Source organism: uncultured Campylobacter sp. (assembly GCF_905373215.1).
In the GTDB taxonomy this organism is placed as follows: domain Bacteria; phylum Campylobacterota; class Campylobacteria; order Campylobacterales; family Campylobacteraceae; genus Campylobacter_B.
In genome coordinates this window covers 18,971-37,423 of record NZ_CAJPRT010000001.1, presented here as the reverse complement: position 1 = coordinate 37,423, position 18,453 = coordinate 18,971, and the positions used below count along the sequence as shown (strand labels likewise).

The following is an 18,453-nucleotide window of genomic DNA, read 5'->3' as shown; positions in this document are numbered from 1 at the left end:
GAGGGTTAATGAGCGCGCTAAAAATATTAAAATTTTTCATCTCTTACAAGTTCGCGCTCTGCCTCCTTTTTATTCTAGCCGCAGGTGCCGGCGTCGCAACCTTTTTAGAGAGCATTTACGATACGCAAACTGCTAAAATTTTAGTCTATGAGGCGCGATGGTATGAGTGCGTCATGGGCGCTGCGACGCTGAGCCTGCTCGGCATTATAATTAAAACCAAAATGTGGCGCCGCTTCGGCTCCTTCGTCCTTCACGCGGCATTTATCGTCATCTTTATCGGCGCGGCGCTAACGCGCTATTTCGGCACCGAGGGCGTGCTGCACGTCAGAGCGGGCGAGAGCGAAAGCGAGATGGTGAGCGTCAAGCCATACTTGCAAATCCGCACGCAAGACGCGCTGTTTGAGCATCCGCTAAATTTAAGCCAGATCGGCGATAACGATTTTAGCTTCACGCAAAATATAAATTCTAAAAGCTTCACCGTCAAATTTGGCTCCTACAAACCCGCGCCCAAAGGCGAGCAGGGCACGCTTGCGGTAAAGGCGGGCTTTGAGGGCGGAAGCGAGCAAGAAGCGGAGCTTCGCGGCGGCGCTGGCTGGCTCGGGGAACCTAAAATTTTAAACTTTGACGGCGAGGAGATAATGCTAAGCTGGGGCTCGAAACTGATAGAGCTTCCGTTTGCGGTAAAGCTTTTGAAATTTAAGCTCGAGCGCTACCCTGGCTCGCAAAGCCCGTCATCCTACGCCAGCGACGTTGAAATTTTAAAAGAGGGCAAGAGCGCGGGGGAGCATGAAATTTATATGAACCACCCGCTAAGCTTTGACGGTTTCAAGCTCTTTCAATCCTCCTACGACACGGACGAGCTGGGCACGGTGCTGGAGCTTAACCGCGATCCGGGTAAAATCCCCACTTATTTCGGCTATTTTCTACTTTGCCTCGGATTTATCGGCAATCTTTTTACCGCCGGCAGCAGGTTTAAAAAGCTAGCTAAATTTATTAAAAACAACGCACCCGCCGCGCTTCTTCTAATCGCGCCGCTTTTTTTCAGCATTGAGCTTCGCGCCGCGGATGAAAACTATCTAGCAAACCTTAAAGCCAACTCGCGCGTTCACGCAAACGGCGCGTTCGCGGAGCTTTTGGTGCAAGATTACATGGGCAGGATCAAGCCGCTTAGCACCGAAGCAAGCGAGATCGTAAATAAAATTTCGGGCACGGAGGGGCTTTACGGCTTAAGCGCCGAGCAGATGATCCTAGGAATGAGCCTAAATCCCGCGTTCTGGCGCGATCAAAAGATCATTAAGATCAAAAACGACGAGATCAAAAAGATGCTAGGCTTGGCGCCACAGGAGCGATATGCGAGCTTTAATTCGGTCTTTGATGAAAACGGCAACTACAAGCTCGCCCACGCCCTGGACGAGGCGAATGAAAAAAGCGCCTCACGCCGCCGCGTGCTCGATAACGAGCTGATTAAATTCGACGAGCGGCTAAATATCGCGTATCTGACCTTTAGAGGGGTGTTTTTTAAATTTATCCCCGTGCCGAACGACCCGCAAAACGCGTGGCTCTCACCGAACGACGCCTTTGCGGATTATAGGATTACTACGCAGATCAAAGGCGTGCTAAACGACTATCTAAACGGCCTGCAGGATGGAATTTCGGATAATGATTGGGCTAAAGCGGACGCCGCACTTGCAGAGCTGAAAAATTACCAAAGAGCGACCTCGGCGGCTATTCTTCCAAGCGAAAATCGCGTCAAGGCAGAGGTGTTTTATAACAAAGCTTCGGTTTTCAAAAAGCTAGTTTATTGCTATATGATCCTAGGCGGCATAGCTCTAATATTGGCGCTTATCGGCGCGCTTTGCGGCAAGCGCTTCGCGCTCGCGCAAAAAATTTTATTCGCGGCCTTTGCTACAAGCTTTGCGGCACATACCCTCGCGCTCGCGCTGCGCTGGTACGTCGCGGCTCACGCGCCGTGGAGCGATAGCTATGAGTCGATGATCTACATCGGCTGGTCGGCGGCGCTTGCTGGGATCATATTTTTTAGAAAGTCCCTACTTACGCTAAGCGCGAGCTGCTTGCTAGCTAGTATCGTGATGTTGGTAGCTCACATGAGCTTCGTAAATCCGCAGATTACCAACCTCGTGCCGGTGCTAAAATCGTATTGGCTTAGCATCCACGTATCTGTTATCACGGCTAGCTACGGATTTTTAGGGCTTAGCTGTCTGCTTGGGCTTTTGGCTCTTGTTTTGATGGCGCTTAAAAACAGCGCCAATTGCGAGCGGCTCAACGCGCAGATCAGATATATAACGGCGATCAACGAGATCAGCCTCATCGTGGGGCTTTCGATGCTGACGCTCGGAAATTTCTTCGGCGGCGTGTGGGCGAATGAGAGCTGGGGGCGATACTGGGGCTGGGATAGCAAAGAGACCTGGTCGTATGTCTCGATCATCGTCTATGCGATCGTGCTGCATCTGAAATTTATCCCGAAACTCGGCTCGATCTATGTTTATTGCGTGAGCTCGGCGCTCGCGTATAGCTCGATCATAATGACCTATTTCGGCGTAAATTTCTACCTCACCGGCATGCACTCTTATGCCGCAGGCGATGCGCCGCAGATACCCGCGCCGTTTTATTGTATAATAGCGGCAATAATTTTAATAATCGCTCTTGCTTTTAGGGGCAGGGACGTAAAAACGATATAAAGGAGTAAATTTGAAAAAATTTCTAATAGCGCTGGTTTTGGCTGCCGCGGCAAACGCGGGCTTTATCAGCGAGGGCATTCAAGCTCAGCAAAGCGGCGATCATAAAAAACTCGCAGAAATTTACGAGCGAGCGTGTGGTTTGGAAAATAAAGCTTCGGGATGCTATAATCTAGCCGTTTTGTATTTTGAGGGTACCGGCAACGTAGAGAAAAATTTCGAAAAAGCTATTAGCCTCTATGAGAAGGCGTGCAGCGCTAAATTTGCGCTTGCGTGCAACAATCTAGGCTATGTCTACGAAAGCGGTAACGGCGCGGATCAAAATTTTACCAAGGCCGCGGCTTATTACGAAAAGGCTTGCAAAGATAACGAAGGCTGCACCTCGCTCGGACTTTTATACGCAAACGGCGCTGGGCTCGCGAAGGATGTCGCCAAGGCGGCGAGCCTTTATGAAAAGGCCTGCACCTACGGCGATATGATGGGCTGCAACAACCTGGGCTATCTGTATCTGAAGGGCGAGGGCGTGCAGCAAAGCTTCGCAAAGGCTAAAATTTTTTACGAAAAGGCTTGCGGCGGCGACATCGGCATCGGCTGCAACAACCTTGGCTATCTATACGCCTTTGGGCAGGGGGTAGGGCAGGATTATAAGCAGGCAAAGCAGCAGTATGAAAAGGCGTGCAACCTCGGTCACTTCGACGGCTGCAATAACCTAGCCATAATGTATGCCGAGGGTAAGGGCGTGAAGTCCGATAATGCCAAAGCAAAAGAGTTTTTCAAAAAAAGCTGCGACGGCGGCATCAAGATGGGATGCGAGAATTTGGAATTTTTAAATTCGATTAGTAAGTAGATTTAAAACATCAAATTTTTAAGGAGATAGTATGATTTTACGTTCGTTTTTAGCTTCGGCTGCGCTCGTTGCGTTCGTTTTCGGTGCCTCGATGGACGGGGCTAATAAGCCGGCAAAGCCTATGTTTCAAAGCGTGGATCCTAGCAAGGCTACGCTCGTAGGAAGCGGCGAGGGCAAAGAATACTGCGCCGTTTGCGGAATGAGCCTGGTAAAATTTTATAAAACCAACCACGTTTGGAACGGCAAGCAAGTAGCTTCTCTGCACTGCTTGTACGAGATTACGGAGGGAAAAATTCCAAGCGATGCGCAGGTCGTCGATACGAAAAATCTAAATTTGATCGACGTAAATAAAGCCTTTTACGTCGTAGGTAGCAAGGTCAAAGGCACGATGACGCGTAATAGCAAATACGCCTTCTCAACCGAAGCCGACGCGAAAGAATTCCAAGCCGAAAACGGCGGCGAGATAGTGAACTTTGCCAAAGCCTACGAGATTGCGGGACAGGACTTCGCGGGCGATAACAAGATGATCAAAGCCAAGCGTGAGGGCGGCGTTTACGCGCACGGTAAAGAATTTTACGAAACAAACTGCGCTAAAACCGAAGCGAAAAACTTTAAAGCCATCTCCGAGCTTAAAGCTCATCTTAAAAAAACTTGCGACGCAAAGGGCGCAAACAAGGCACCTGACTACGACAAGCACATACAAGCCGCCGCGCTGTATCTATGGGATGCACCGGCAGATTTAGGCGGCAGCGACAAAAACGCAAAAGCGAAAAAGCCTGAAAAGATCGTCGTACCGGAAGGCGCTAAATGCCCGGTCTGCGGCATGCTAGTGGGTAAAAACCCTAACTGGGCGGCGATGATAGAGGTTGAGGGCGGCGAGAACCTGTATTTCGACGGCGTAAAAGACTTGATGAAGTACTACTTCGAAAAGGGAAAGGGCTTTGATAAAATTTTCGTAACCGACTACTACAAGCTACATAAGATCGATGCTAAAAGCGCTTTTTACGTGCTCGGCTCCAACGTCTTAGGGCCGATGGGCGACGAACTCATTCCATTTCAGAGCGAGAGCGCGGCTAAGACCTTCGCTAAAGATCACGGAGGCAAGAGCGTACTTAAATTTGATGAAATTCAAGAGAGCGTAATAGAAGGGCTATGAGGCTCATTTGCGCTTTAATGATCTTTTTTGCCGCCCTTTACGCGCTCATTGCGGTGCATTATGTAAGCTTTGATCGCGCAAAGGGCGAGCAGTGTCTGCAAAAGCTAGCGCGCGAGATAAAGGACGTGCGGCTCTCAAGCAGCTTTAAGAGCAAAGCCTACGCGGAGTTCGTCTATGATAAATAAAAATTTTATCGACTACTCCGTAACTCTGCTGCGAAAAGACAGGGCCGATCACGCTTTTAGCTTCGCGATCTTTGCATTTATCGTTTTTATTTTAAGCTCGGTGCTTTTTACCTCGGGCTCCATTCAAAACGATCTTGAAAAGGTCATCAAGCTCAGACCCGACATCGTAGTAGAGGCTCTGCGCGCGGGCAAACGCGATCTGATGCACGACGGCTATATCTACGACATCTCCAAAATCGCGGGCGTCAGCGAAGTGCAGGGCGCCGTAGACGGGATGTATTACTTCGCTCAAAAGCGCGTTTGGTTTCATATCGTAGGCGACGAAAGCCTGAGCGAAAACGAAATGGTCGTAGGCGAGGGGGTAAAAGCGGCGATGGGCGAGTGGTACTACGAGGATGAGTTTCACTTCTTAACCGAACAGCGCCTAATCGCGATTAAGATCAATAAAATTTCGCCGCACGAAAGCAGCATCGTCTCAAACGACGTGATCTATCTCAACCCCGATACCGCGCGCGAGGTGCTAAGCTTGAAGGAGGGCGAATACACCAAGCTCTACGTAAGCGTGCCCAACCCCAACGAAGTAAGCGAAGTGGCGCTTAAGATCGTAAATTTATACCCCAACACGGAGGCTCTTAGCGCGGAGGACGCGGTAGCCGAAGTGAGGCATCTGTATTATTACAAGGGCGGGATCTTTATGGTGCTTTACGCCGTGGCGATGATCTCGTTTTTCATCTTGCTGAAAAATCAAATTTCGCTCGCATACGGCGAGAAGAAAAAGGAGATCGCGATCTTGCGCAGCATCGGCTTTTGCATAAAGGACATCATCGCGATGAAATTTATTCAAAATTTCATCGTCTCGCTAAGCGCCTATCTGCTCGGCGTCGCGGGCGCTTATGCTTATGTTTTTATCCTGGACGCGCCGCTTCTGCGCGATATATTCTTAGGCGGCGAGCTGCGAAATTTCATCACCTTTACCCCCGCGATAAATTTCAATATGCTCTTTTTGATCTTCGTCTTTAGCGTGATCCCGTTTTTAGCCTTCGTCATCATCCCATCCTGGCGCATCGCTATAGGCGATATGAGCGAGGCGGTCAAATGAGCAAGATAGAGATCAAGCGGCTTTTTAAAATTTACAACGAGGGCAGGGCGAATGAATTTCGCGCTTTGAAAAATATAAGCTTAAGCATCGAGGAAGGGCAGATCGTAATCTTAAAAGGCGTTAGCGGCAGCGGCAAAAGCACGCTTCTATCCATCATAGGCGCGCTTTCTAAGCCGAGCAGCGGCGAGGTTTTGGTGGACGGCGCAAACGTCTCCAAGCTCGCTGATATCGAAAGCTCCGCGTATCGCCACAAAAAAATCGGCTTCATCTTTCAGTCTTTCAACCTGCTTGAGGCGCTTAGCGTCTATAAAAATGTCCTTGCGCCGCTTAGTCTTGAGCGGCTGGGCGGAGATGAGCTTGGTGCGCGCATAGACGAAGCGATGCAGATCGCCAATATCGCGCATAAAAAAGATCAGATCGTCTCTAGCCTTAGCGGCGGCGAGAAGCAGCGCTGCGCTATCGCAAGGGCGCTCGTGATGAATCCGCAGATCATCTTAGCCGACGAGCCGACCGCAAATTTAGACAAGCAAAACTCGCTCGGCTTTATCGAAATGCTTTCAAAGCTCAAAGAGCTTAAAAAAACCGTTTTGATCGCGACGCACGACATACTCTTCGATGAGCTAAGCTTCGTGGATCGATATGTGTTTTTAAAAGATGGAGAAATTTCTGCATGAGCGTATTTTTATCAGGCAGTGTGATCGCGTTTTTGGCCGTGGAGCTGATCGTAATAGCGCTGATGGCGATCTCGCAGTTTCACATCGTGCGGATCATGCGTTACTGGGACTTTAACGCCACCTCAAATTTACAATACGCCCTGGAGAAAAGAAACTATCTCATAAACACCATTTTGTTCTTCACGATAGCGTGCAAGATCATTTTGTTTATATTTTTCGCGCTCTGCCTAAATGAGCTCTCTTCGGTCGTGCCGGGCGCGATGTGCTCCGCAGGCGTCGTGGGCTCGAACCGCTACGGCAACATCCTGCTGCTTTTAAAAATTTTACTGATCTTCGGCTTTGGACTCTGGCTTATTTTAAACAGCCTCGATCTTAAAGCGGGCAAATTTCCCTATCTGCGGCGCAAATACCTGATCTTTACCATCCTTTTTACGGGCGTTTTGGCGGAGTTTATTTTAGAAATTCTATTTTTTACCAATATCCCGCTGCGCGTGCCGGTGTTTTGCTGCTCGGTCGTATTTCGCGCGCCGAAGCTTCCGTTCGGCTACACGCAGGCGCTTTTGGCAACCTTTTTCTACGCGATATTAGGCGCCATTTTGATCTTAAATTTCTTAAAGCAGTCGATGGCGAGCTTTGCTCTGAATTTGCTCTTTTTGTTCGTCGCATACTACGCGATCACCTATTTTTTCGGGCTTTACGTTTACGAGCAGCCCAATCACAAATGCCCGTATTGTATGCTTTTGAAGGATTATTACTTCGTCGGCTATGCAATCTGGGGCTCGCTGTTTTTGGGTATATTTTTCGGCATCGTGCCCTTTTTAACGGAGCTCATCACCAAGCGCGCCTACACCCACCTGCTTAAATACTCCTCGTTCTGGCTAATTCTAAACGCGCTCATCTGCAGCGCCTATGTCGTCAAATACTACTTCGTGCGGGGCGCGCTGCTATGATTAAGAAAATTTTTGCCGCGGTTTTGCTCGCTTGCGTGATGGGGCTGCTCATATCGTCCATGGATATAGCCGAATCCAAAATTTCCGTGCGCCACGGCAATAAGGATAAGCAGCCGCTGCAGATAGAATTCGGCAAATATCTATGCCACGAGAGCGGCACGGTGATAAACGATCTGTACAACACCGCTCAGGCCGTTATGCCAAACGGCGATACATATTTTTTCAACGACATCGCAAACGTCTTCATGTGGCTGATGCGGCAAAAAAACAAAGATGAGATTGTGGTGTGGGTTTATTCGCAAGACACCGAAAAATACATCATCGCCAAGGACGCCTGGTACTCGCGCGTCGAGATCACGCCGATGGGCTACGGCTTTGGCGCGTATGAGTTTCACAACTACGGCAGGAGCGACTACTACTACGACGAGATCGTGCTGTGTGCCGCTCGCGGCGAGACGCTGCTAAATCCGCTCATCAATATCCTGCTATCTGAAAATAAAATTTAGCCTCGCGCCATATCGGAAAATGAAATTTAGCCCCGCTATGGATGGGAAATAAAATTTAACCCTACGGCGGATATGAAATAAAATTTAGCCGTGCGGCGGGTAGAAATAAAATTTAACTCCTCAGCGGGCATGACTTGTCGCAGATACGGCCTGCCGCTTAAATTTTATCCGCGTGCGGCTTGAATTTTACCCGCGCCCGCACCTTTTATTAAATTTTACCCGCTGCTGTTTTCGTTAAATTTAGCTCGCGTCCGAGTTTGCGTTCGCTCGCAATTATTAAATTTGCTCGTATTTGCCCGAGCTCGCGCCCATTCGTATTCATTAAAATTTATCCCGCTTGCACCCAAACTCTCACTCGTCCGCTCTTATGGAATTTAGCTCGCATTGCCTGCTCGCATCGGCTTGCTCGTTAAATTTGACCCACCCGCACCGCTTGCTTGTATCAGCCGCTTCGTCTGCACCGCCGATTAGTTTAAAATTTTAAGTCGTACTCGCTCGTTAAAATTTTAAATTTACCCGCCCGCTTAAAATTTCATGTTTGTCCGTATGCTTCAAATTTCAAAGCCGCGCCGCGCTTTTTAAAATTCCAAGCCGCAACGATACGCGCTCGCTACATAAATTTTATCTCGCACCTGCCGCTTGCGTTAAATTTAGCTCGCGTCTTTTTGGACGTCGCTGCTCGCGCGATCAATAAATTTATATCAATACGGGCGCCGAAATTTTAAGCTATAATGGTGCTAAATTCCACATTAAAGGAGCGAAAATGAGCGAAATTTTAGATCAGACGCTGGAGTGCGCGAAAGAAATTTTAGGAGCGGAGGCACTGGATTTTAAGATCGAGCGCGCGGTCGTGGGGCTGTTCTTTAGCGGCGTGAAGCTGCAAGGAGGCGCGTGCGGGCTTAGCTATACGCCGCTAAAGTCCCTATCAGGCGCCGTTTGCTGCCCCTCGCAAGCAAGCGCGATGCCCGATTCAGGCAATATCGCGGGCAAAAGCGTGCGATATCTGCTGCGCGATCTGGGCTCCGCCGCGCCGCTTAAAAAGACGCTCGCGCTCGCCGCGCTAAATGCGCTTGGAAGGGCGTGTTTCGATAAAATCCGCGCGGATTACGACGTGAAATTCGGCGCCGATCCCTTTGAGCAGCTGCGGATCGAGCGCGGCAGCTTTAGCGTCGTCGTGGGCGCGCTGGTGCCCTACATCAAGACGCTGATGAAAAAGGGCGCGGATTTTAAAATTTTAGAGCTTGATAAAAGCACGCTCAAGCAGGCCGAGCTGCCGTTTTACCTACCTGCAAGCGAGGCTGCAAGCGTCGTGCCGCGCGCAGATAACGTGATAATTACGGCTACTACGCTCATCAACGACACGCTGGATGGGCTTTTGCGTCTGAAAAAAAGCGGCGCCAAGCTCGTGCTCGTGGGGCCTACCACGCCGCTACTGCCGCAGGCGCTGTTTGAGTGCGGCGTGGACTTTGCGGGCGGCACGCTCGTGCGGGATGCGGACGCGGTGCTCGACATCATCGCGCAGGCAGGCTCGGGATATCACTTTTTGGGTAAATTTGCCGATAAAATCACGATTTGCAAGGGCTAGGGCGCGGATTGAAATTTTAAAATTTAGCGCGCAAAGGGCTTAAATTTAAAGGAGAAAAATATGCGAAAGTGCGTCTATATCGTGCACGGCTACGATGCTTCGCCTAAAAGCCATTGGTTTGCCTGGCTCAAAGGCGAGATCGAAAAATCGGGCGCGAGGGCGGAAATTTTAACGATGCCTACGCCTGCGAATCCGAGGCTTGAAGAGTGGCTGAAAACTCTACGCGAAAGCGTAAAATTTGAAGGCGAAGTCTATTTGGTCGGACACAGCCTCGGTTGCCCTACGATCTTAAATTTTTTGCAAAGTAGCGCTGCAAGCGGCGCAGTAGAGGGCGTCGTGCTGGTCTCGGGGCTTGCAAAGCCGCTTAGCGATCCGCAATTTAAAATTTTAGACGAGTTTATGGATAGGGACTTTGATTTTGGGCGCATAAAAGCCGCCGCAAAACAGCGCGCGGTAATTGCTGCAAAGGACGATTATATCGTGCCGTTTAGCTTCAGCCGCGAGCTAGCGGAGCAGATCGGTGCTAAGTTTTACGAAGTGGAGAAGGGCGGGCATTTTTTAGACAGGGACGGCTTTACGAAGTTTGATCTTGTGTATGAAATTTTAGAAAAAATGATGAAACCAAAGGGCTAGGCTTCGGGCAAACGCGCCCGCGCCCGCGCCCGCGCCCGCTAGCCCGGTTTTTTTGCATTTGAGTTCGCCGCTCGCATTTTTCTCTGCCAAAGTTCGGATTTGCTTTGCGGCTAAGATAGGGGTCTCGTCTTTAGCCCGCCGAAGGCTTCGCTACCCGCACAGATAAGCCCGCGGCGCAATCGCCGTTTGCGAGGTGAGCTCCGCGCGGTTTTAAAATTTTCAAGCGCCGCAGCGACGATAAGCGCGTTTTATATAAATTTCAGAACGCAGCGGCTAGTGAGAATTTTATCCGTTCGCAAAATTTTGCCCGCAGAGAAATTTCGCGCCCAGCTCGCGCGGGCTAAATCCGTGCCTAAGCCCGTGCTGCGCGAGAGATAAAATTTAGTGGGCGCGAAAGGCGCATAGGTCTAGCTTTCCTTTTCGTTAAACATGTATGAGATCACGAAAACGAGCAAACAAACGGGCGCAACGATAACAAACGCTATACTCCAGACTGCCGCACGCTCGCCCCAAAAATACCCCGCCGCGAGGCACGTCAAAAACCCGCCGTAAAAAGCGCCGAGCGATAAATTTTCTACCGCAAAAAGCAACAAACTAAAATTTGGATTTTTTATAAATAGCTTACTTGGCTTAAAGTTTTTATACCCTTTTAAACAAATACCAAAGCAGCACGCAAGCCAAAATCGCAAATATTGCCGCAAAAACGGCAATCCTTAGCGCGCCCTCAAAAGGCAAAACCGCCAAAATCAAAGACGCTGCCCACCAATCAAGCAAGAAAACCATCGGCACCGCCAGCAAATACCTCGCCGTCCTGTGAAATTTATACCTTTGCTCCGCACTCACTATATATTGCGCACTCCTTGACATTTTATCATGGCATAATCTGCCAATTCTTTTATCATACTCTCAACACTTTTGTCTATATTGGTTTTAGTAGTGCCGCAGTTATCAAATTCTAAATAGCTAATATTTTGTTTAAGATCTGATTTATGGTTCTCATACCAACTTAATTCTTTATTTATTTGCTCCATAAATTTTTCGTTATCAAAAAGATAGATGTAGGTAAAAGCCAATTTATTTCTATCTAGAATTATGCCATCTCCATTATATAGATAATACTCATGCTCGCCTACCAATTGAATTATCGGAGTAGTAAATCCCGCGCTATTTTTATCTAAATTTACGCTTATAAACTCTGGCTTCAAAACAATAGGCTTTAAATTTAGTAATTCAAAATAGATATATCTTGATTTGTTATAAGAGATATTTCTATCTCGGTTTATTTCCAATACTTTATCATACGTTATTTTATTGCCATATCCATAAGCAGCGTAATAATTCAGCATTTTATTATAGATATCTCTACATTCTTTGATGCCCTTAAATTTTTTACAATCGTTACTCCTCATCGTATAAAGAATTATTTTGCCTTTTTCTAAAAAATCCAAAATCGCTCTTTTATACAGCTCCTCTTTGGGTAAAATTCTATCCTCTTTTAAGCAGTATCCCTGCTTGTATTTGTCGTAGTCGGAAAGGGAAACTATCACAAAGCCTCGTGAAGTGGAATAATTGGGGATTATACGGATAAATGCGGCGCAGAGTATTATTATAAGAAACAGCACTGCGGCTAGGATTTAAATTTAAGTTTGCGAAATTTCATAATGATCCTTTAAATGCCGCCAGCGAAGCAAACGCATACCTCGCCGTCCTGTGAAATTTATACCTTTGCTTCGCATCCATCGGTCTTAAGTCCCATAAATTTTTAATAAAATTCATATTAGAGAATTTAGCGCCTCTCTATATCTCTACCGCCCAAATAATATTCTTCCAGCGGATAGTTTATATTGCCGCAGTTATCAAATTTAAAACCTTTTCCAATACCGACTACGGCATTTTTTCTCTTTTTATAATACTCTCTAGTAATGTCAAAATTTGTTACCAAGTCATAAATATACTCCGAATGGTTAAATTGCATATAATTACCGTTAAATATAGCAAATTTATCAAGAAACAAAGTGCCTGTGACTTCTTTCTCGCCACCGCCAACCCTAACTATCGGTCTGTCAAATCCAACGCTCGTATCTTTCAAATTTATTTTTAGATATTTCTTTGGATCTGTTTTTTTAGCCTTTAACTCTTTCATCAGTATCTCCTCGGTCGTTTTTCCCTCTTCGTAATATTTTTCTAATACTTCAAAACAATTTGATAAGTTTATATTTTCTAGTTCATAGTATGCAACCTCGTATTTACTGGACCAAAGACTACCGAAGGTTTTTAACCTATAATCATCAATCATCCAATATAACTTTACGTCATAGTCCAAATATGCCCCTGCTACTCTTTTATACAGCTCCTCTTTGGGTAAAATTCTATCCTCTTTGAGGCAGTATCCTTGATTGTATTTGTTGTAGTCGAAAGTAGAAACTATCGCGAAGCCTCGTGAAGTGGAATAATCGGGGATTATACGGATAAATATGGCGCAGAGTATTATTATAAGAAGCAGTGTACCCGCCAAGGCTTTAAATTTAATAGACCTGTAGAATTTCATATCAGTTCTTTTCTATCCATCCATTCGTTAGAGGCTAATTCTTTCGGGCCCGGAGGAGTTTTCTTCTTCCACAAATAATAACTTAATATATCGGCGCCGTAATTACCCTCTAATTCTAATCTTAGATCAGTTTCTTTTTTGCTCATCTCTTATCCTTTTTCGGTTAAATTCGTTAAGATAAAGCTTCAACTAACTTTATCCGCCGTGAATCCACATATCCAGCTCCTGTTCCGCCGGGGCTTTGATATCAAAATCTATATTTCCGCAATTATCGTATGAGAATTTACGTCGCAAATGTTTCATATGAGTATAAGCCAAGACTTCGTTAAGGCTTTCTAAGTTCTCATATCCGTTTTTTATTCGTATTAAATTTTCTTTGCTTTTGATTTTTGTTAAATCTTCTTTATTGTTAAGCTCGATATACCAACTTATATAACCAGGTCTGGCATAATTCACAAAAAATTTATTCTCTTTTATTAAAAATGATTTTTCTAAAAACATTTTTCCACCATGAAGCGGATTTTTCTCTTCGGACAAGATGATAGGCTTTTTAAAGCCTAAAATTTCATCCTTATATACGAAATATTTGGATAGATCGGAGATATCTATTTGCGTCTTGTCTTTTATCTCATAATCAAAACTCTTTCTATCGGTATTTTCAACTAAAAAATCAAACCAGTTTTCTTCATTAAAATCGCCGATTAGATAGAGCTTGGAGATGCGCGCCGTATAAAAACTATGGCCGAAATTTTTTATATCGTGCTCATCGATAATGGTATTTCGCAGAATCTCATAGTCGTGATATTTTTTAAAATAATTTATAGCGGCATTTTGAAGTAGCTCTTCGTTACTCAGAATTCTATTCTCTTTTAGACAATATCCCTTTTGATATTTGTAATAGCTAAAAATAGTAACTACGCAGGAGCCTTGCGAAGCGGAGTAATCCGGCACGATGCGGATAAACAGGGCGCAGAAAAGTAGTGCCGCGGCTAGGATTTTAAATTTAAGTTTGCGAAATTTCATTACGATCCTTTAAATGCCGCAAATGAAATAAACGCGTATCTAGCCGCCGCGTTAAATTTATACTTTTGCTCCGCATTCATCGTCCCGACCTTTTTAAATTTGAGATAAATTTTAGCGACGCTCAAAGTTTTCTGCCTAGCGCCAAAACCTCTTTGCATCGCTAAATTTTATATCTCGCGCTAGCCAATTTTAAATCGCCGCAACATTTAAATTTTTGGTTCTCGCGACGCTTAAATTTTACTCGGCGCGGCGCGTAAAATTTAGCGACGCGGCGCCAAAAATTTCAGATAAGCTCTAAAGCCACGCCTTGGTTTTACGCCCGCAAAATTTAACCGCACCGCAAAAGCTACTCCGCTGCGCAAAATTTAACCGCGGCGCGCCAAAGCTCGTTACTTCTTCGGCTTGCTTAGCTCATAGCCGAAGTGGATCTTTTTGCTCTCGCCCGGCTTTAGCTCGAAGTCCCAGCTAAGCAGTCCGTCCTTGCCGAGGCTGCTCTGCTCGGGCGAGTTTTTCAGCGCGACCTTTACGTCTTCGTGCGTCGAAACGGGCGCTCGCTCTTGCAAAACCACGTTCCACGCGCGCTTGGAGGTGTTTTTGATCTCGTAATCCCAAGCCATGGAATTTTTACTTTCGCCGCCGAAAAATGAGTTTTTCGTGAAGTTGTTCGCCTGCTCTTTTTTAACTTCGATCAGGCTGTTTTTACCCAGATACGCCGTAGCCTCCGCGTTCGCGGCAAAGCCTAGATGCACGAGCCCGATCTGCACGCCGTCGAGCTTTATTAGCGTTTCGCTCTCCTCTATGTTTCTTACGGGGCTAAATTTAGCTCGTACGTAGGCCGCCTCGCTGCCGTAACCGTCGATGAGTAGATCAAATTTCGCATCCAGACTCTGTTTGTCGAAGCTAAACTCGCCCGCCTCGCCCGCTTTGAGGCTTACGCCGCTGATTTTCCACACCTTTGAGAGCGAGCTTTCGATATTCGCGCCCGTCCTTGCATACGACGATCTAGCCTCCATCGCAGGCGCGACCCTATCCATAGTCGCCTCCTCTAGCATCACATCCTTTTTATAAGCCGCTGCGGGCGCCGGTCTTGCAGGCTCGCCCTCGTACCACGGATAAAACGGCTGCGGCGCAGTCTGCGAGGAGTACTCGTAAGGATACAGCGCGATCGTTAAATTTGCTAGCTCCGCGTTTAGCGGATTTTGCACCGAGATCTTTTGCGTGACTTCGATTTTGCCGCTTGTAAGATCTGCCGAGAGCTCGTTGTGCGTGTAGGCGCTAACATCGACGGGGTAGCTTATTTTTACAAAGCTCGGATCGCAGCCAAAGTTCGCGTTTAAGCGGCGCTCGTTTTTGATCACGTATTTTGAAATTTTCTCTTTGAGCTTTCCGATCTGCTCGTCCGTTTTTGAAATTTCGCCCGCTACGAGCAAGACTTCGTCGTAAATTTTTTGCGAATCCGCCTTTAAGCTCGCCAAGCTTCTATCTTTTAAGCTTGCAAAATCGCTTAAAAAGCGCTGCTGCGCCTTAAGCGCGACCAGGCGGTCGTTTAGCTCGCGCAAGCTCTTTTCGTCCGCCTCTTTTTTGGCGAATTCCGCGTTTTTCACGGGCTCGATCTCTCCCAAAGACAATTCGCGCACCTCGCAAGAGCCTGCAATCTCGATGCTGCGGATATCCAAGTACTCCGGCACGTTCACGCTGAAGTTTGATTTTTGCGCGCCGAAGTTTTGGTACAAGAAGGCGGAGTTCGCGTAGATCTCAAGGCTATTTTCCTGCGCGCTTAAATTTACGGCAAGCGCCGCAGCTGCGCTTAAAAACACTATTTTTTTCATTTTCGCTCCTTAAAAATTTTACGTAATTGTAACGATAAATTTTAATTTTTATGCTTAAAATTTAGAGCGAATTTTAAAATTCCGGCCCGGTGCTCGCTTTGAAATTTTAAAATTTCGCCGCCGTAAAAACTCCGCCGCAGAGGCTAAAATTTTACCGCCGCTAACGCCTATTAAGTCCTCTCGCTCTCGCAGCCGAAGCGATAAAATTTAAATTTAAGAAGCTTCTATTTCGAGGACGAGCCGTACCCCTCCGCGAAGTAAAACTATAAATTCAAAATTTTACACATCCAAATACCCCGAGAAGCCAACCAATAAATTTTAAAATTTTACGCAGTAGAATTTCTGTAACTTTAGGCGAGCGAAGCAATGCGAAGGAAGCGCGGGGCGCTTTCTAGCCTTCGCGAGAAATAGTGAAGCTCCTCATCGCAGCGGCGGCTTGGCTGTCGCAAGGAGTTAAACCGATAAAAATTCAAAATTTTGCGTAGCAAAATTTCTGTAACTTTAGGTGGGTCGAGGGAGCGAAGCTCCTCGTCGCAAGGACGAGCTGTGCTCGTCCGCGAAGTTAGGATCAAAACGGATACGTCAAGCAGCAGACCCTGCCGACCTTTTCGTTGTAGCTGACGTCGAGCTTCAGATCGTATAGTTTGCTTAAAATTTCGCTTTTTATGATCTGCTCGGCCTTGCCGTATGCGACCTCGCCGCCGCCTTTTACGAGCGCGACGTATCCGCCCAAAAGCAGCGCGAAGTCGGGATTGTGCGTGGCCAAAACGACGGTGTAGCCGTTTTTTAAAAGCTCCTTCGTGGCGCGGAGGAATTTGTATTGGTTGGCAAAGTCTAACGCCGAGGTAGGCTCGTCGAAGATCACGATCTTAGGCTCGCTGCAAAGGGCGCGCGCGATGGACGCCATCTGCCTCTGGCCGCCGCTTAGGCGCGTGATGATCTTGTCTTTTAGGTGCCAAATTTCAAGCATTTTCATGTAGCGCTGCGCGAGCTTGTAGTCGTTTTCGTTCGGCTGCGAAAAGATCCCGATATGCGCCGTGCGCCCCATTAGGACGTATTCAAAGACGCTGTAGTCGTACTCGCAGACCTCGCTTTGCGAGACGTAGCCGATGATCTCGGCGCGCCCTTTGGCGCCAAGGCTCGCCATATCCTTGCCGTCGATTGAAATTTTACCGCGCAGAGGCTCAAGCGTACCGCTGATTAAATTTAAAAGCGTCGATTTGCCCGCGCCGTTTTGCCCCAAAATCGTCAGCATCGCGCCCGCTTCGAGGTTGAAATTCACGTCGCGCAGCGTCAGAGGGGCGGATTTTACGTAGCCGAAGTCTAAGCTCTCAACCCTAACCATTTAGTTTCCTTTTATTTTTCAGCAGGATGAATATAAAAAATAGCGTGCCGATAAAGCCCGTAAGCACGCCTAACGGGATCTCGCTTTGATTTATGCTGCGCGCTACGTCATCTACGATGAGCACGAAGATCGCGCTTAAAAATATGCTCGCGGGGATCGCTTTGGTGTTGCTCACGCCCACGATCATGCGCGTTAGATGCGGCATCAAAAGCCCCACCCACGCGACTATGCCGCTGATACACACGCTGCTTGCGGTTAGCAGCGTCGCGCAGACGATGATGATGCCCCGCTCCATGACGACGTTTACGCCGAGCTTCGCCGCGGTCGCATCGCCCATGGATAGGACGTTTATGCGGTAGCTCATCAGCACCAAGATAGTGATACAAACCCCCATCACGGGCGCTATCATCGCTAGCACGCTAGGATCGACCTTCGCGAGGCTTCCTAGCTGCCAATACACGATGTCCGCAAGCTTCGTCTCGGGATCGGCCATAAATTTTAAAAATCCGATCAGCGCGCCCATCAGACCGCTTACGATGATGCCCGCAAGCACGAGCATTATGGTGGCGCTCGAACGCAGCGCGCGCGTGATCAGAAGCGTAATGCAAACCGCCGCAAGGCCGAAAACGAAGGCGAAAAGCTGGATCAAAAGGATGTTTAGATCAAGCAGGATCGCGATCGCCGCGCCCACGCAAGCTCCGGCGCTCACGCCCAAAAGATCAGGCGAGACGAGCTGGTTTTTAAAGACGCCTTGATACGCCGTGCCGCTGATGCCCAGCGCCGCACCCACGAGCACCGCGGCGATGATACGCGGCAGGCGCACCTGCATGATGACGTTGTGGACGTTTTGCGCTACCTCGCCGCCGCTAAGCGCTTTTAAAACCTCGTCGATGCTTAGTCCGAAGCGCCCTATACAAAGCGATATCGCGATCGTCGCGATCGTCGCCAGTATCAGTAGCACGAGCATAAATTTAAAATTTTTCATACCTTTCCTTGCTTTAAATTTTATCTTTTGCCTTAAATTTAATCTTTGAAATCGCCTCGTTGAAACCTGCTTAAAATTCCGCTTTATATTCCACCCTCCGGCTCGTAGCAAAAGGCTTGCAGTAAAATTCCTTCGTGATAACTCCAAGATCAATATTTCAGAAAAGATCCGATGAAAATTTTAGCCGCCTGCAAGCTTTGTAGTGACGTCCTCGCGCCCGTGCGGTCTCAGCCGAAAATATTTGCAGGCGCAGCATAGACGCGCTTTTGTCGCGCCGCTTCAAGCTGCGAAGCGCAGGACTTGACAGCAGTGCCTCCGCCTCGCACGACATTTTCTATCGATGATGACGCAGAGACTGCAGCGGCTTTGATTTATGCATCTAAATCCTTAAA

Annotated in this window: 19 protein-coding genes; 10 read left to right on the top strand and 9 right to left on the bottom strand. The window is 47.6% G+C overall.

The window, feature by feature from the left end:
* The first annotated feature begins 8 nt into the window (after window positions 1-8).
* From ccsA to QZ176_RS00125, 10 genes are all read left to right on the top strand, one after another.
* Window positions 9-2,699 (top strand): cytochrome c biogenesis protein CcsA, encoded by a 2,691-nt coding sequence (gene ccsA, locus QZ176_RS00170; RefSeq protein ID WP_295150087.1) that lies wholly within the window; start codon window positions 9-11, stop codon window positions 2,697-2,699.
* 10 nt (window positions 2,700-2,709) lie between these two features.
* A complete protein-coding gene (locus QZ176_RS00165; RefSeq protein ID WP_295150084.1) occupies window positions 2,710-3,543 on the top strand; it encodes a tetratricopeptide repeat protein in 834 nt (277 codons plus the stop codon).
* Window positions 3,544-3,574: 31 nt separating this feature from the next.
* Window positions 3,575-4,699: a nitrous oxide reductase accessory protein NosL gene (locus QZ176_RS00160; protein ID WP_295150081.1), complete on the top strand. Its 1,125-nt coding sequence runs from the start codon at window positions 3,575-3,577 to the stop codon at window positions 4,697-4,699.
* On the top strand, window positions 4,696-4,884 hold the full coding sequence (locus QZ176_RS00155; protein ID WP_295098450.1) for a hypothetical protein: 189 nt from the start codon (window positions 4,696-4,698) through the stop codon (window positions 4,882-4,884). The genes QZ176_RS00160 and QZ176_RS00155 overlap by 4 nt, the downstream gene beginning before the upstream one ends.
* Window positions 4,874-5,983: an FtsX-like permease family protein gene (locus QZ176_RS00150; RefSeq protein WP_295150078.1), complete on the top strand. Its 1,110-nt coding sequence runs from the start codon at window positions 4,874-4,876 to the stop codon at window positions 5,981-5,983. Before QZ176_RS00155 ends, QZ176_RS00150 begins: the two co-directional genes overlap by 11 nt.
* Window positions 5,980-6,657: an ABC transporter ATP-binding protein gene (locus QZ176_RS00145; RefSeq protein WP_295150075.1), complete on the top strand. Its 678-nt coding sequence runs from the start codon at window positions 5,980-5,982 to the stop codon at window positions 6,655-6,657. The genes QZ176_RS00150 and QZ176_RS00145 overlap by 4 nt, the downstream gene beginning before the upstream one ends.
* The gene (locus QZ176_RS00140; RefSeq protein ID WP_295150073.1) at window positions 6,654-7,607 is read left to right on the top strand and encodes a hypothetical protein; all 954 of its coding nucleotides are present in this window, start codon (window positions 6,654-6,656) and stop codon (window positions 7,605-7,607) included. The genes QZ176_RS00145 and QZ176_RS00140 overlap by 4 nt, the downstream gene beginning before the upstream one ends.
* Entirely contained in the window at window positions 7,604-8,113 is a 510-nt protein-coding gene (locus tag QZ176_RS00135; protein WP_295150071.1) for a hypothetical protein, read from the top strand. The genes QZ176_RS00140 and QZ176_RS00135 overlap by 4 nt, the downstream gene beginning before the upstream one ends.
* Window positions 8,114-8,876: 763 nt before the next feature.
* Window positions 8,877-9,698 (top strand): DUF364 domain-containing protein, encoded by an 822-nt coding sequence (locus tag QZ176_RS00130; protein WP_295150068.1) that lies wholly within the window; start codon window positions 8,877-8,879, stop codon window positions 9,696-9,698.
* A 60-nt stretch (window positions 9,699-9,758) separates the two neighbouring features.
* Window positions 9,759-10,331, top strand: coding sequence for an alpha/beta hydrolase (locus QZ176_RS00125; RefSeq protein WP_295150066.1), 573 nt, complete (start codon window positions 9,759-9,761; stop codon window positions 10,329-10,331).
* A gap of 407 nt (window positions 10,332-10,738) precedes the next feature.
* Here QZ176_RS00125 and QZ176_RS00120 read toward each other — a convergent pair whose 3' ends face one another.
* The 9 genes from QZ176_RS00120 to QZ176_RS00080 all read right to left on the bottom strand — a co-directional run bounded on the left by QZ176_RS00120 (window position 10,739) and on the right by QZ176_RS00080 (window position 18,061).
* On the bottom strand, window positions 10,739-10,870 hold the full coding sequence (locus QZ176_RS00120; protein ID WP_295150065.1) for a hypothetical protein: 132 nt from the start codon (window positions 10,868-10,870) through the stop codon (window positions 10,739-10,741).
* Between the two features lie 100 nt (window positions 10,871-10,970).
* The gene (locus QZ176_RS00115) at window positions 10,971-11,174 is read right to left on the bottom strand and encodes a hypothetical protein (RefSeq protein WP_295150063.1); all 204 of its coding nucleotides are present in this window, start codon (window positions 11,172-11,174) and stop codon (window positions 10,971-10,973) included.
* A complete protein-coding gene (locus QZ176_RS00110; protein WP_295150060.1) occupies window positions 11,174-11,878 on the bottom strand; it encodes a hypothetical protein in 705 nt (234 codons plus the stop codon). The genes QZ176_RS00115 and QZ176_RS00110 overlap by 1 nt, the downstream gene beginning before the upstream one ends.
* A 239-nt stretch (window positions 11,879-12,117) precedes the next feature.
* Window positions 12,118-12,879, bottom strand: coding sequence for a hypothetical protein (locus QZ176_RS00105; RefSeq protein ID WP_295150057.1), 762 nt, complete (start codon window positions 12,877-12,879; stop codon window positions 12,118-12,120).
* Entirely contained in the window at window positions 12,876-13,025 is a 150-nt protein-coding gene (locus QZ176_RS00100) for a hypothetical protein (protein ID WP_295150054.1), read from the bottom strand. The genes QZ176_RS00105 and QZ176_RS00100 overlap by 4 nt, the downstream gene beginning before the upstream one ends.
* A gap of 49 nt (window positions 13,026-13,074) precedes the next feature.
* Window positions 13,075-13,902, bottom strand: coding sequence for a hypothetical protein (locus QZ176_RS00095; protein WP_295150053.1), 828 nt, complete (start codon window positions 13,900-13,902; stop codon window positions 13,075-13,077).
* A 389-nt stretch (window positions 13,903-14,291) separates the two neighbouring features.
* Window positions 14,292-15,731 carry a DUF4139 domain-containing protein gene (locus QZ176_RS00090; RefSeq protein ID WP_295150051.1) on the bottom strand — a complete coding sequence of 480 codons (1,440 nt, stop codon included), beginning with the start codon at window positions 15,729-15,731 and terminating at the stop codon, window positions 14,292-14,294.
* Window positions 15,732-16,299: 568 nt separating this feature from the next.
* Window positions 16,300-17,076, bottom strand: a complete 777-nt coding sequence (locus QZ176_RS00085) for an ABC transporter ATP-binding protein (protein WP_295150048.1) — start codon at window positions 17,074-17,076, stop codon at window positions 16,300-16,302.
* A complete protein-coding gene (locus tag QZ176_RS00080) occupies window positions 17,069-18,061 on the bottom strand; it encodes an iron ABC transporter permease (protein ID WP_295150045.1) in 993 nt (330 codons plus the stop codon). Before QZ176_RS00080 ends, QZ176_RS00085 begins: the two co-directional genes overlap by 8 nt.
* Window positions 18,062-18,453 lie beyond the last annotated feature (392 nt).